Consider the following 12,980-nt stretch of genomic DNA (forward strand, 5'->3'; position numbering starts at 1 on the left):
ACCCCCCACGGGGTACGGCGACCCGCCCCCGCCACCAAGGCCACGGCCCCTACCCGCCACCACCCCGGCCGCGGGCCGCGCCCGTGGACACCTGAACCACGGCAGCCCTCACTCCATGGGAATCCCGGCGCCCGGCCGCCGCTCCGACCGAAAGGACCACCTCTTGAGCACCTTCGACGACAAGGTCGCCCTGATCACCGGCGCGGGCTCCGGGATCGGCAGGGCGATGGCGATCGCCTTCGCCAAGGCCGGCGCCCGCGTGGTGGTCTGCGACCTCGACCCCGACCGCGCCGGGCTCACCGCCTCCGGCATCGGTGACGCCGCCCTCGCCGTCACCGCCGACGTCTCCTCCGAGACCTCGGTGGCCACGCTGGTCGAGACCGCGATCGGCGCGTACGGCCGCGTCGACGTCCTGTGCAACAACGCCGGGATCATGGACAGCATGGCGCTGCCCGCCGACATCACGCTGGAGCAGTGGGACCGGGTCATGCGCGTCAACCTGACCGGGGCGTTCCTGGTCACCCGCGCCGTGCTGCCGCACCTGCTCCGCCAGGGCGGCGGCGCCATCGTCAACACCGCCTCCGAGGCCGGGATCCGCGGCGGCGCGGCCGGGGCCGCCTACACCGCTTCCAAACACGGTGTCGTCGGCCTGACCCGCAACGTCGCCTGGGCCTACGCCAAGGAGGGCGTCCGCTGCAACGCCATCCTGCCGGGCCCGACCATGACCGGCATCGCCGACGGCGCCTCCTTCGACCCGATCGGCGCGGCCCGCCTCGCCCCCGTGCTCAGCCTGGGGGAGCGCCTCGCCCAGCCGGAGCAGATGGCCGAGGTCGCCCTCTTCCTCGCCTCCGACGCCGCCTCGTTCGTCAACGGCGCGATCGTGCCGGTGGACGGCGGCTGGTCGGCGGCCTGAGACCTTCGCGCGGGGGCGCCGGGGTCGAGGAACACCGGAACGGCTCGACGGCGCCGAAGGAGCGTTTGGCGGCCCGGACCGAACCCGAGGTGACGTTCACGATCCGGCTCTGCCCCGCGGCCTGCGCCTCGTGGACGAGCTGCTGAAAGCGTTCCGCCGAGAGCGCTTCCAGCAGCGCGTGCCGGTTGGGGAAGTGCCGGTACACCATCCCGACGCCCACTCCCGTGAGCCGGGCGATGGTGTTCAGCATGAGCGAGTCGTCACCCGTGGCCAGCTGCTCCCTGGCGACCTGCAACACCCGTGCGCGGTTGCGCGCGGCGTCCGCGCGCAGCGCCGGCGCCCGCTCAGCATTCGGTGTCACGGTCCCAGCCTAGGCCAGGCTCGCCGGGCACCGCCCGGCCGGTCGCCGGGCCGCGGGTGCCGGAGTCTCGCGAGGCCGGGCCCGGGTGTCCGGCCGTTGCCGCCCTCGTGGACACCGGCTACAGCCGGTTGGTGAAGTGGTAGAAGGCGTAGACGACCAGCCGTCCGCTCCGGCGCAGCCGGGCCGGCCGGGAGAGCAGCCGGTAGAGCCATTCGAGGTTGGCTCTGCGCCAGCCCGCGGGGGCGCGTTTGACGTATCCGGCCACCACGTCGAAGGTGCCGCCGACGCCCATGTAGAGCGCGCCGGGATACACCTGGTGGCACTCGTGCATGAAGATCTCCTGCGCGGGGGAGCCCAGCGCGACGGTCACGATGGCCGCGCCGCTCCGCCGGATCCGTTCGAAGATCGCGTCGCGTTGGTCGTCGTCGAAGTAGCCGTCCTGGCCGCCGACGACGTCGACCCCCCACTCGTCCTTGAGCCGCCGCTCGACCTCGGTCAGCACCTCCGCCCGCGCTCCGAGCAGGAAGACGGGGATCCGCTCGCGGCCGGCGCGGCTCATCATGGCCTGCCACAGGTCGATGCCTGCGATGCGGGGCAGGCCGTCGGCGTACTTGCGCCTGATGGACCGGACGACGCTGATGCCGTCGGCGTAGGTGTAGGCGGCCTGTTCGGCGATGCGGCGCAGCGCGGGGTCCCGATCGCAGACGACGACCTTCTCGGCGTTGAAAGCGATCATGAGGCCGGTCTTGACCCGGCCGTCGGCGAAGAGCTCGTCGAGGAACTCCTCCTGGCTGCCGAAGCCGAGGATGTCCAGGCCGCGCAGGCGGTAGGTGGGCACGGGGGTGGTCGTCATGGCGCCGCCGTTCGTCCTCGGATGTTCCCGACCTTGCGCGACAGGCGGGAGGAGCCCTTGGCCGCCAGCGCGGACAGGCCGAACCCGGCGCCGTGGAAGGCGAAGCGGGAGACGAAGGAGTCCGGGCCCTCCCGTACCAGCACGGCGATGTTGAACAGCGAGCCGAAGCAGAACGCCTTGACGACCGCGCGGGTGCCCGGGTCGTCGGCGCGGCGGGCGGTGTCGTAGAGCCGGTCGTACCAGCGGATGAGGCGCCCGCAGGCGAGCGCCCCCACCGGGAGGGCGAGCAGGCCGCCCATGATGAGGCACGAGCTGATCAGCGTCGGTGAGATGGTCACGCCGGGCCCGCGTCCCAGCACGTTCCTGGTGAAGTAGTTCGGTGTGTTGAGCACCAGGTCGGGGCGGCCGGGCCAGAGTCTTCTGGGGATGTGGACGTAGAAGTCGCGCACGATCGGGGCCAGGCCCTGGCGTTCGATCCGCGGCAGGTGCCGCAGGGTCAGGGCCAGGTTCTCCCACGGCGAGAGCGTGTCGCGGGTGAAGAGCACGGCGTGGTGCACCTGCTGGACGGCCGGGCCGGGCAGCCGGTAGCGGGCCAGCGCGAGCAGCGCCATGCCGGTCACCCCCAGGGCCGCGAGCGGCGGCAGGTGCCGGGGGTGAAGGTGTCCCTCGGCCAGTCCCACGGCGACGAACAGCGCGAGGGCCATGGCGAGGTTGGCGCGCGTGCCGCCGACGGCGACGTAGGTGAACGCGCCGAACCCGGCGCAGGCCGCCAGGAACATCAGCCAGCTCCCGACGCCCGGACGCAGGAAGTAGGCGATCAGCATGCCGGGTAGGAAGAAGGAGAAGAAGCGCCGCAGGGCGAACCCGGACACCTGCCGGGAGAACGTCTGGCTGTAGGTACGGAGCTTGAACAGCAGCAGCCCGTTCCTGGCGACGAACGCCGTCAGGGCGGCCAGCGCGATCAGTGCCAGCACGGCCGCCGTCGCGACGGCCTCGCCTTCGTCGAAGCCCTGGCCGAAGGCCGGCCCCGGGATGCCCCGGGAGGAACCTCCGGCGGTGTAGGCGTCGTGGTAGGCGAGGTAGAAGGCGAGTGCCAGCAGCAGCGCGCCCGCCAGGTAGGGCGACTCGACGATGGGCGACCGGAACCGGAACACCAGCACGGCCGACAGCGGGAAACCGGAGTAGAACGTCAGCAGGTAGGCCAGTGAGAAGCACAGGTGGAAGCTGAAGCCGGTGGCGGCGAACGACCGGCACATGAGGGCGATCATGATCAGCGTGCAGGCCAGCCAGATGGCCAGCAGAACGGCGAACTCCTCGACCGACATCGCGGTCCGGCCCTCCCCCTCCTCCCCTCCGACCTCCTCTCGGATCTCTCCGGCCGCCCGCTCGTCGCGCGCCCGCTCATCGGCCGTCTGCTCGTTGGCCGTTTGCTCATCGGCCGTTTGCTCATCGGGCGGCGTGGGTTCGCGTGCGTCGCCGCCGCTGTCGTTGTCGCCGTCGGTGTCGTCGCCGTCGGTGTCACCGCTTGTGCCGTCGTCGGGTGGCATCGGCTCTCCTCTCATCGGGGGGCGTCCGTCTGTCCACGGGTCAGGGCCCGGCGCCATCCGGCCACGCAGTTGTGCGGCGCGAAGGAGATGTCGTCCCAGGACAGGGCGGCCAGCCCGGCCCTGGTGCGCGCGACGGCCCGCGCGTCCAGGTCGCCGCCGTGCAGCAGGAAGGGGATCCGCTGGCCGGCGAGGTCGAGCGCGAAGGGATTGTCCGGGCTGATGACGAACGGCACGTGCGAGCGGATCAGCAGGCACAGGGTGCCGATGCCCTGCTGGCGCCGGAAGATGAAGTAACCCAGATCGCATCGGGCCAGCGTCGCCGCGTACCGGTCGAGATCCTGCGTCTCCTCCAGCAGCTCGACGCGCTCGGGCGCGAAGAGCCGGTGCGCGGCGGCGCGCACCCGGCGGGCGTAACCGTCGTTGCCCGGCGGGTAGCCGAAGGGGATGACGACGCGCGTGTCAGGGCCGAACCGCTCGCGGACGGCGTGCAACGCCTCGACGTGCCGGTTGCCGCGATCGCCCGAGTTGCCGATCACGACGGTGAGCGGATCCCGCCCGGAGGGTGCCGGTGCGGGGCGGATGTCGCCGTCCGGCATGCGGGTGGGGAAGTACAGCGGCTGCGACGGGGTGCCCGGGTGCCCGCGCCGGTAGTGGGCCAGATCGCCGCGGGTGCCGAAGACCTGTCCGACGCGCCCGTGGGCCGCCCTGCGCAGCGAATAGGCGAGCCAGGCCCGCGGGCCGGAGACGTTCTCGTACAGGTCCGCTCCCCAGATGTGCCACAGGACCTGCGAGCCGTGGACGGCCCCGGTCAGCAGGGCCAGCCAGATCCACGGGGAGAACTGGCCGTGCAGGAAGAAACGCTCCCCACGCGCTCGCCGCGCCCTCGCCACCAGGGCCCTGGCCAGTGCCCGCCGGTCGGGGTAGGCGACGACGTCCAGGCGCGGGTGCGTGCCGAGCCGCTCGGGAGCCGCGGACACCACCCAGAACAGCGGCCGCCCGGGCAGCTCGGCCGCCAGCACGTCGTTGAAGAACCGCAGCACGGTCGGGTTGTGGTGCGCGATGTCGGATCCGAGGACGTGAATCACGGCGGCGCCTGCCTGGACGCTGTGCGGGGGCCGGCCGGGTCAGGCCGGGACGACGGTGAAGTGCGCTTCCCCGGGGACCCGCGGCACGCTGGGCGAGCCTTCCTCCGAGGTCGCAGGAGAGGCCGGGGTGACTACCGGCGCCGCGATCGCGGGGAGAGTTCTCATCGGGGCGTTTCCTTACGTGCGGGGAACCGACCGCCCAGATATTACTCTGCGTAGCGACTCATGTCTTTGTGTGACCGAAGAATGACCGACCCTTTCCCGTGTCCGGTTCCTGCCATACCTCCGGCACCCACAGCGCTCGCGGCGCTCGTGGGAAACATCTCCGGCACTTGGGAGGAACGGGGCCGCGACGGCCGGCGTCCGTTCCGGCTGGACGCCTCCCGCGTCGCCCCACCGGCCGGGCCTAGACCACCGCGACCCGGCGGCGGTAGCGGCCGGGCGCCACGCCGAACTCCCGCTTGAAGGCGTTGCCGAAGGCGAATTCCGATCCGTACCCCACCCGCTCGGCGACCTCCGCCACCGACGCGTCGGACTCGCGCAGGATGCGCGCCCCGCTCACCAGCCGCCACCAGGTCAGGTACGCCAGCGGCGGCTGCCCGACCAGCCCGGCGAAGCGGCGGGCGAAGCCCGCGCGCGACATGCCCGCGTGGGTGCCGAGCGACTCGACCGTCCAGCGGCGGGCCGGGTCGCGGTGGATGGCGTCGAGCGCGCGGCCGACGGCGGGGTCGGCCAGCGCGGCGGCCCAGCCGGACAGCGTGCAGGGCTCGTCCTGGGTGTCGAAGTAGGCCCGCAGGACGTACAGCTGCAGCATGTCGAGCAGGGACGACACGACGGTGTCCGTGCCGGGGCGCGGGGTGTCGATCTCGGCGGCCAGCAGCTCGACGGCGGCCCGCAGCTCCGGACGGCCGCCGAGCGTCGCGGGCAGGTGGATCACGCCGGGCAGCGAGCTCAGGATCGGGTGGGTCCTGTCGAGGTCGAGCCGGTAGCCGCAGGACAGGATCACCGTCTCGGCCCCGGTGCCGCCGAAACCGGCCGAGGCGAACAGCTCGGAGTGCGGGCCGCAGTCCGACTCGGCCAGCGGCCTCGCGGGGTCGTCGGCCAGCCCGAACGGGTCGCTGTGCGGCATGAACACCACATCGCCCACGCTCAGCGGGACGGGCTCGCCCTGGGAGGGGATGAGCCAGCAGGACCCGCGCAGCACGACCTGGAACCCCGCGGATTCGGGCACCGCGCGGAACGACACCCCCCAGGGCGCCCGCCAGGAGATCCGGGCGGAGGTGGGGCGCCCGCACCGCATGAAGGCCACGACGTCGCTCAGCATGTCCATGGGCCGAGTCTATGGCCTGAGACGCTGGCGTATAAATGTTGGACAGGAGCGCATTCAGTATCTCAGCGGGTCCCCCTAGCGTGGTTCACGTAACCGACTGAGGGAGTATCGACATGCTGAGGGTAGGCATCATCCTGGGCAGCACCCGTCCCGGCCGCAACGGCGAGGCGGTGGCGCACTGGGTCCGCGATCTGGCGGTCAAACGAGGCGACGCCGAGTACGAGCTCGTCGACCTGAAGGACTACGACCTGGGCAACCTGGACGAGCCCGAGCACCCCGCCATGGGCAACTACACGCACGAGCACACCAAGCGCTGGTCGGCCAAGGTCTCGTCCCTGGACGCGTTCGTGATCGTGACCCCCGAGTACAACAACTCGTACCCCGGCGCGCTCAAGAACGCCCTCGACTTCCTGTACGCGGAATGGAACAACAAGGCGGCCGGTTTCGTCGGCTACGGCGTGGACGGCGCGCCCCGGGCGATCTCGCACCTGCGGCACGTCCTGGGCCTGCTCAGCGTGGCCACCGTGTCGAACCAGGTCGGGCTGTCGATCCACACCGACTTCGCGGACGGCTTCAAGCCCGCCCCCGCCCACGAGGACCGGCTGAACCTCGTCCTCGACCAGGTCCTCTCCTGGGGCTCCGTCCTGCGCCCGCTCAGGGGGTAGCCGGCGACGGGCGTCCCCGCCGGTCGCCGTCGGGCGACCGGCCCGGTCCCACCGGCCGGCAGGCGCGCTCGATCACGGCCGTACCACCCCGGTCCGACGGTCCGGCAGGGGCGCTCGATCACGGCTGTACGTCCGGTTCCGGTGCGGGCGCTCGGTCGCGCCGATGCCGGGCCCGGGTTCGCGGGGCGGAGGCCCCGGCCGTCGAAGCCCGGGAAAATCGTCCTCAAATCACCTTCAAAACCCCCAAAACCCCCTCAAATCCCCATGTACCGTTGATTCAGTACACTCAAGTCACATCCAAGTCGCGCATCCGATGCGTCCGCGAACGACTCGCGCCACCTCCCGCGTGGCGGCCGACCACGAATATCCGTCACCCCCCGCGCATCCGCTGAAAATCAACCGAACCATGCGATGACATGCACGGCGACATGCACGGCGCGGAGGTTCTGGTCGTGGAGCAATGGTCAAGGCGTGAGGACGAACGGCTGCTCACCGGTGAGGGCCGCTACGTCGCCGACATGGACGTGCCGGGCTGCCTGGACGCCGTGTTCGTGAGGAGCGACGTCGCCCACGGCACGCTGCGCGAGGTGGACTGCTCCGCCGCCTACGAGGTGCCGGGAGTGGTGGGTGCCTGGTCCGCCGCCGATCTCTCCGAGATGCCGCCGTGCGCGCAGTCGGCCGCCACGCTCCAGGACCTGCCTCCGGTTCCGTACGTGCTGCTCGCCCAGCTGTCCACGGAGGAGGCCGTGGCCGGACGGGAGTGGCCGGTGCTGGTGAGGGACCGGGTGCGCTACCCGGGCGAGGCGCTGGTGGTGGTCTTGGGCGAGGACCGCTACCGGGCCGAGGACGGGGCCGCGAAGGTCACCTTCCGGATCGACCCGCTGCCCGCGGTGGTGACGCCGTCCACCGCCGCGGACGACTCCGTCCGCCTGTTCGACGGCCTGAGCAACGTCGCCCTGCGGGGGGAGACCGGCGAGCCGATCGAGGAGTCGGTGTGGCGGGAGGCGGCGGTCGTGGTGGAGGCCCGGTACCGCCAGCAGTTGCTGATGCCCACCCCCATGGAGTGCAGGACGATCCTCGCCGTACCCGAGGGAGACGCGCTGACGGTGTGGTCGGGCCATCAGGCACCGCACCGGTTGCGCCGGGAGCTGGCCACGCTGCTGGGCGGGCTGGTCGAGCGGGTACGCGTGGTCGTCCCGGACACCGGGGGCGCGTTCGGGTCGAAGAGCGCGACCTTCCCCGAGTTCATCGCGGTCGCCTTCCTCGCGGTGAAGCTCGGGCGTCCCGTCCGGTGGATCGAGGACCGGCTGGAGTCGATGACGGTCGCCAGCCGGGGCCGGGGCCAGGACCAGCGGGTCCGGCTCGCCGCCGACGCCGACGGGCGGCTGCTCGCGTACGAGCTGAACATCGACGCCGACATCGGCGCCTACCCCCACCTCGGGGTCGGGCTGCCCATGCAGACCGCCTGGATGGCGACCGGTCCGTACGCCACCCCGCGGGTGCACGCCACGGTCCGCTCGATGGTCACCAACACCATGGTGACCTACCCCTACCGAGGCGCGGGGCGCCCCGAGGCGGCGATCGCGCTGGAGCGGTCGATGGACACGCTCGCCCGCGAGCTGGGCATGGACCCGGCGGAGCTGCGGCGGCGCAACTTCATCCCGCCCGAGGACTTCCCGTACGAGACGCCCACCGGGCGGCGCTACGACAGCGGGAACTACGCCGCCGCGCTCGACCTGGCGCTGGAGACCCTCGACTACGACGGGTGGCGGGCCGAGCGGGCCCGCCGCCGGACGGACCCGGACGCCCTCCCCCTGGGGATAGGCCTGTCCTGCTACGTGGAGCGCTCCGGTGGCGAACCGGGAGGGCTGCACGAGTTCGCCAGCGTCGAGGCGCACGAGGACGGGACGCTCACCGCCCGCTGCGGCACGGCCTCCAGCGGCCAGAGCCACGAGACGGTCTTCCCCGCGCTGGTCGCCGAGACCCTCGGCGTGGACGGGACACTGGTCCGGCTGGTCGAGGGCGACACCGGCGAGCAGCCGGAGGGGGTCGGCTCCTTCGCCAGCCGGTCGGCACAGGTGGGCGGCGCGGCGCTGCGGGAGGCCGCCACGCTGCTCGTCGAGGAGGCGCGGGCGCGGGCGGCGGCCCTGTGGGAGGTGCCGGAGGCGGAGGTGGCGTGGTCCGGCGGCACCGTGCACCCCGTCCACGGCGGCCACGGCGGCCATGGCGGCGCGGCGGCGATGGACCTGGCCGAGCTGGTGAAGACGACCGGGCCGATGCGGGTGGGCGGCCGGTTCGAGTCGGGCATGGCGTTCCCGTTCGGCGCCCACGCGGCGGTGGCGGAGGTCGATCCCGAGCTGGGCACCGTGCGCGTGCTGCGGCTGGTGGCGGTGGACGACTGCGGGGTGGTGCTCGATCCGGCCATGGTGCACGGGCAGGCCTTCGGCTCGGCCGTCCAGGGAATCGGCCAGGCGCTGTACGAGGGCATCCCCTTCGGGGAGAACGGCGTGCCGCTGCTCGCCGAGGGGCTGCTGGACTACCTGCTGCCGACGTTCGCCGAGATCCCGCCCATCGAGATCAGGGACACCCGCACGCCGAGTCCCAGCACGCCGCTGGGCGCCAAGGGGGCCGGGGAGTCGGGCTGCATCGGCACCCCGGCCGCGATCGTCAACGCGGTGGCCGACGCGCTGCGGGTGGCCGACCCCTGCCTGCTGCAGATGCCACTCACCCCGGACGTGGTGTGGCGGGCGGCTCGCGCCCCGAAATTCGGGGAGGTCGGGCAAGCCGGGGAGTTCGGGAAGACCGGGGAGTTCGGAGAGGCCGGGGAGTTCGGAAAAGCCGGGGAGTTCGGGAAGGCCGGGAAGTTCGGGGAGGCCGGGGAGGCCGGGGAGGCCGGGGAGGGGGGCCGGTGAAGCCCGCCGCCTTCGACTACGTCGTGCCGCGCACGGTGCGCGAGGCCGTCGGCGCGCTCGGCACTGGGCCGGGCGCCCGGATTCTCGCCGGTGGCCAGAGCCTCATCCTGGAGATGCGCCTGCAGCGCGTCCGCCCGGACCTGGTGGTCGACATCAACCACGTCGCCGAACTCGGCCACCTGAGCGCCGACGACGGCACGCTGCGGGTCGGCGCCCTGGTCCGTCATGCCGCCTTCGAGCGGGAGGGGGCCGTGCCGGGCCCGCTCGGCACGCTGTTCTCCCGCGCCGTCGTCAACGTCGCCCATCCGCCCATCCGCTCCCGCGGCACCCTGGTGGGCAGCCTCGCCTGGGCGCATCCGGCCGCGGAGTGGTGCGCCCTCGCCCTCGCCCTCGACGCCGCCATCGAGGTGCACGGCCCCGGCGGCCCGCGCGAGATCGCGGCTCGCGACTACTTCCTCGGGCCGTTCCTGACCTCGCGCGCGCAGGACGAGCTCATCGCCGCCGTACGGTTCCCGCTGCTCGCGGACGACACCGGTGTCGGCTTCGTCGAGCACCGGCGCACGCACTTCTGCTTCGCCCAGGTGGCCGTGGCGGCGACGCTCACCGCGTCCGACGGAGTGATCACCGAGGCGAGGATCGGGCTCGTCAACTGCGCCGACCGGCCGGTGCGGGCCCACGCCGCCGAACGGGCGCTGATCGGCGCCGAGATCACGCCCCCGGCCGGGCACCGGGTGCCCGGCGACCACCCGTTCGCCCGCGCGGGCCGCGCCGCCGCCGAACGGGACGCCGCCCCCCTGCCCGAGCCGTACGCCGACGTGGAGTACCGGCGCCAGGCCGTCGCCGTCCTGGTCGGCAGGACCCTGTGCGAGGCGGCCCGGGATCGGCTGTCGCGGACCGGCACATCCGGAGGAGGCCACCGATGAGGATCACCGTCACGGTGAACGGCGAGGAGCGCGCGCTCGACGTGGAGCCCCGGCGCGTTCTGGCCGACGTGCTGCGTGAGGACTGCCGCCTCACGGGCACGCACCTGGGCTGCGAGCACGGCGTCTGCGGGGCCTGCACGGTGCTGGTCGACGGCGAGGCCGTCCGGTCGTGCCTCGTGCTGGCCGTGCAGTGCGACGGCGCCTCGGTCCGTACCGTCGAAGGGCTGTCCGGTCCCGGCGGCGAGCCCCACCCGCTGCAGCGGGCCTTCTCCGCCGAGCACGCCCTGCAGTGCGGTTTCTGCACGCCGGGCTTCCTGATGGTGGCCGCCGGGGCGCTGGAGGCGGACCCCTCCGCCGGAGACGACCCGGAGCGCGTCGCCGCCCTGGTCGGTTCCAACATCTGCCGGTGCACCGGCTACGAGCCCATCCGGCGCGCGATCGCACGCGCCGCGAGCGAGTGGCCGCGAACCCCGTCCTGAGGTGATCCTCGGCCCCGGGGTGATCTCCGTGAGAGCGGCGGGTGAAAGCGGCGGACAGGGTGACCCCGCGAGAGCGGTAAGCGAGGGCGACGAGCGAGGAGACCTCCGCGAGAGCGGCAGGCGAGGGCGACGGGCGAAGGGACTCCCGCGAGAGCGGTAGGCGAAGGTGACGAACGAAGGGACTCCCGCGAGAGCGGTGAAGGTGACGAGCGAGGAGGGGAACGATGGCTGTGACAGGTGACATCCGCGCGGGGATCGTCGATGTCCACGCGCACTGGCTGCCGCGAGAGCTGTTCGCCCTCCCGCCCGGCACCCCGCTGGGGGGCATGAACGAGCGCGACGGCGAGCTGTTCCTCGGCGAGCTTCCGTTGTCGTTCCCGGCGGCGGCGATGAGCGACGTCGGCAGGCTCGTCGCCGACACCGCGAGAGCCGGCCTCGGCGTCCGCGCCATCTCGGCGCCGCCCTTCGCCTTCCCCGTCCACGCGCCGGCCGAGGCGGACGACTACGTCGCCTCCTACAACGAACGGCTCACCGAGACCGTGTCGTCCGCCGGCGGGGCACTCGTGGGACTCGGGCTGGTACGGCTGGACAACGTGGACGCCGCCCGGCGGGAGATGACGCGGCTGGCGGCGGCGGAACGCGTCGCCGGCATCGCCGTCCCGCCGCTCGTGCGGGGACGGTCCTACGGCGAGGGCGTCATGCGCGAGGTGCTCGGTGTCGCCGCCGAACTGGACCTCGCGGTCCTGGTGCACCCCATGCAGACGCCGCGCCCCGAGTGGGCGGACCACTACCTGGCCAACCTGATCGGCAACCCGGTGGAGACCGCCACCGCCGTGGCGTCGATGCTCCTGGGCGGTGTCATGGAGACGCTGCCGGACCTGCGGATCTGCTTCGTCCACGGCGGAGGCTGCGCGCCGTCCCTGCTCGGGCGCTGGGAACACGGCTGGCGGACGCGGGCGGAGGTACGGCGGGGGAACAACCGCCCGCCCGCCGAATCATTCGCCCTGATGTACTTCGACACGGTCACCCACGACCCGGAGGTGCTGCGACTGCTGAGGGCGCGCGCCTCGCGGGACCGGATCATCTGCGGCAGCGACTACCCGTTCGACATGGCGCAGCCGGACCCCGCCCGCTTCCCGCTGGACAACGGGATCGACGCCGCGACACTAGAGGCGAACGGGCGCGCCTTCCTTGGGCTGGCCCCCCGCCCCTGACTTGGGCCGCCCCTGACTTGGGCCGCTCCAGACCTGGGCCGCTCCAGACCTGGGCCGCTCCAGACCTGGGCCGCTCCAGACCTGGGCCGGGCGGCTCGGGCGAGCCGCCGCCCGCACCGCGCCCGGCCTACCCGGCCTACCCGGCCCGGCTTGGCCTAGGGGTGCCGTCCGCTCACCCGGACTTGCGGAGTGTGACGTCCATCGACGCGCTCCAGCTCACGCCGTCCGCGCTGGACTCGTGGCGGGCGACCTGGGTCATGCCGCCGTCCGTGAGCGTCACCGTGCAGCGGGTCCGGTCGCCGACCCACCTGATCACCTCGCCGTCGACCTCCACACGCGAGCCGTGGACGTTGCCGAGGCTGTCGTAGAACGTGGAGCGGTACGCGTCGCCGTCAACGCCGATGATCTCGACGCCGCCGACGCTCGTGTCGCCGATCCTTCCGTAGGCCGAGTGCACCACGAAGAACCCGCCGGGCGCCCACTCGTAGACGTCGCTGGTCAGGATCGGGACCGGCGGGGTCCCCTCGGCGCCGACCGTGTGCCCCTCGTTGATCCACTTGCCGATCAGGATCTCGAGCGCCTCGTGGCGCGCGTCACGCACCGGCGCCCGCCGGTCGGTGCGCTCGACCCCGGCGGCGACCTTGAGGACGCGAGCGGACTCGCCGGTACGGGCGTTGGACATGATTGCTCCCTGGGGT

Annotated in this window: 12 protein-coding genes; 6 read left to right on the plus strand and 6 right to left on the minus strand. The window is 72.8% G+C overall.

Annotated features, from left to right (window positions below; all coding sequences use genetic code 11):
* Window positions 1-163: 163 nt before the first annotated feature.
* Complete coding sequence (locus tag ABT053_RS17590; protein WP_350970091.1) at window positions 164-913, plus strand: SDR family NAD(P)-dependent oxidoreductase; 750 nt, start codon at window positions 164-166, stop codon at window positions 911-913.
* On the opposite strand, the gene ABT053_RS17595 is transcribed toward ABT053_RS17590, so the two are convergent.
* The 5 genes from ABT053_RS17595 to ABT053_RS17615 all read right to left on the minus strand — a co-directional run bounded on the left by ABT053_RS17595 (window position 867) and on the right by ABT053_RS17615 (window position 6,089).
* The gene (locus ABT053_RS17595) at window positions 867-1,274 is read right to left on the minus strand and encodes a TetR/AcrR family transcriptional regulator (protein ID WP_350970092.1); all 408 of its coding nucleotides are present in this window, start codon (window positions 1,272-1,274) and stop codon (window positions 867-869) included. The two genes, ABT053_RS17590 and ABT053_RS17595, sit on opposite strands and share 47 nt — an antisense overlap.
* 118 nt (window positions 1,275-1,392) lie before the next feature.
* Window positions 1,393-2,127, minus strand: coding sequence for a lipopolysaccharide N-acetylmannosaminouronosyltransferase (gene wecG, locus ABT053_RS17600; protein ID WP_350970093.1), 735 nt, complete (start codon window positions 2,125-2,127; stop codon window positions 1,393-1,395).
* Window positions 2,124-3,674 (minus strand): WzyE family oligosaccharide polymerase, encoded by a 1,551-nt coding sequence (locus tag ABT053_RS17605; RefSeq protein ID WP_350970094.1) that lies wholly within the window; start codon window positions 3,672-3,674, stop codon window positions 2,124-2,126. Before ABT053_RS17605 ends, wecG begins: the two co-directional genes overlap by 4 nt.
* 11 nt (window positions 3,675-3,685) lie before the next feature.
* Complete coding sequence (locus ABT053_RS17610; protein ID WP_350970096.1) at window positions 3,686-4,759, minus strand: TDP-N-acetylfucosamine:lipid II N-acetylfucosaminyltransferase family protein; 1,074 nt, start codon at window positions 4,757-4,759, stop codon at window positions 3,686-3,688.
* 406 nt (window positions 4,760-5,165) lie between these two features.
* A complete protein-coding gene (locus ABT053_RS17615) occupies window positions 5,166-6,089 on the minus strand; it encodes an AraC family transcriptional regulator (protein ID WP_350970097.1) in 924 nt (307 codons plus the stop codon).
* Window positions 6,090-6,202: 113 nt separating this feature from the next.
* On the opposite strand from ABT053_RS17615, the gene ABT053_RS17620 reads away from it, so the two are divergent.
* The 5 genes from ABT053_RS17620 to ABT053_RS17640 all read left to right on the plus strand — a co-directional run bounded on the left by ABT053_RS17620 (window position 6,203) and on the right by ABT053_RS17640 (window position 12,282).
* Window positions 6,203-6,754 carry an NADPH-dependent FMN reductase gene (locus tag ABT053_RS17620; protein WP_350970098.1) on the plus strand — a complete coding sequence of 184 codons (552 nt, stop codon included), beginning with the start codon at window positions 6,203-6,205 and terminating at the stop codon, window positions 6,752-6,754.
* Between the two features lie 416 nt (window positions 6,755-7,170).
* Window positions 7,171-9,666, plus strand: coding sequence for a xanthine dehydrogenase family protein molybdopterin-binding subunit (locus ABT053_RS17625; protein WP_350970099.1), 2,496 nt, complete (start codon window positions 7,171-7,173; stop codon window positions 9,664-9,666).
* Window positions 9,663-10,589, plus strand: coding sequence for an FAD binding domain-containing protein (locus tag ABT053_RS17630; protein WP_350970100.1), 927 nt, complete (start codon window positions 9,663-9,665; stop codon window positions 10,587-10,589). Before ABT053_RS17625 ends, ABT053_RS17630 begins: the two co-directional genes overlap by 4 nt.
* Complete coding sequence (locus ABT053_RS17635; protein ID WP_350970101.1) at window positions 10,586-11,068, plus strand: (2Fe-2S)-binding protein; 483 nt, start codon at window positions 10,586-10,588, stop codon at window positions 11,066-11,068. The genes ABT053_RS17630 and ABT053_RS17635 overlap by 4 nt, the downstream gene beginning before the upstream one ends.
* Before the next feature lie 224 nt (window positions 11,069-11,292).
* On the plus strand, window positions 11,293-12,282 hold the full coding sequence (locus ABT053_RS17640) for an amidohydrolase family protein (RefSeq protein WP_350970102.1): 990 nt from the start codon (window positions 11,293-11,295) through the stop codon (window positions 12,280-12,282).
* Between the two features lie 172 nt (window positions 12,283-12,454).
* On the opposite strand, the gene ABT053_RS17645 is transcribed toward ABT053_RS17640, so the two are convergent.
* Complete coding sequence (locus tag ABT053_RS17645; RefSeq protein WP_350970103.1) at window positions 12,455-12,964, minus strand: DUF1579 family protein; 510 nt, start codon at window positions 12,962-12,964, stop codon at window positions 12,455-12,457.
* Window positions 12,965-12,980 lie beyond the last annotated feature (16 nt).

Origin of the sequence: Streptosporangium sp. NPDC002524 (genome assembly GCF_040295985.1) — a bacterium.
Classification (GTDB): Bacteria; Actinomycetota; Actinomycetes; order Streptosporangiales; family Streptosporangiaceae; genus Streptosporangium.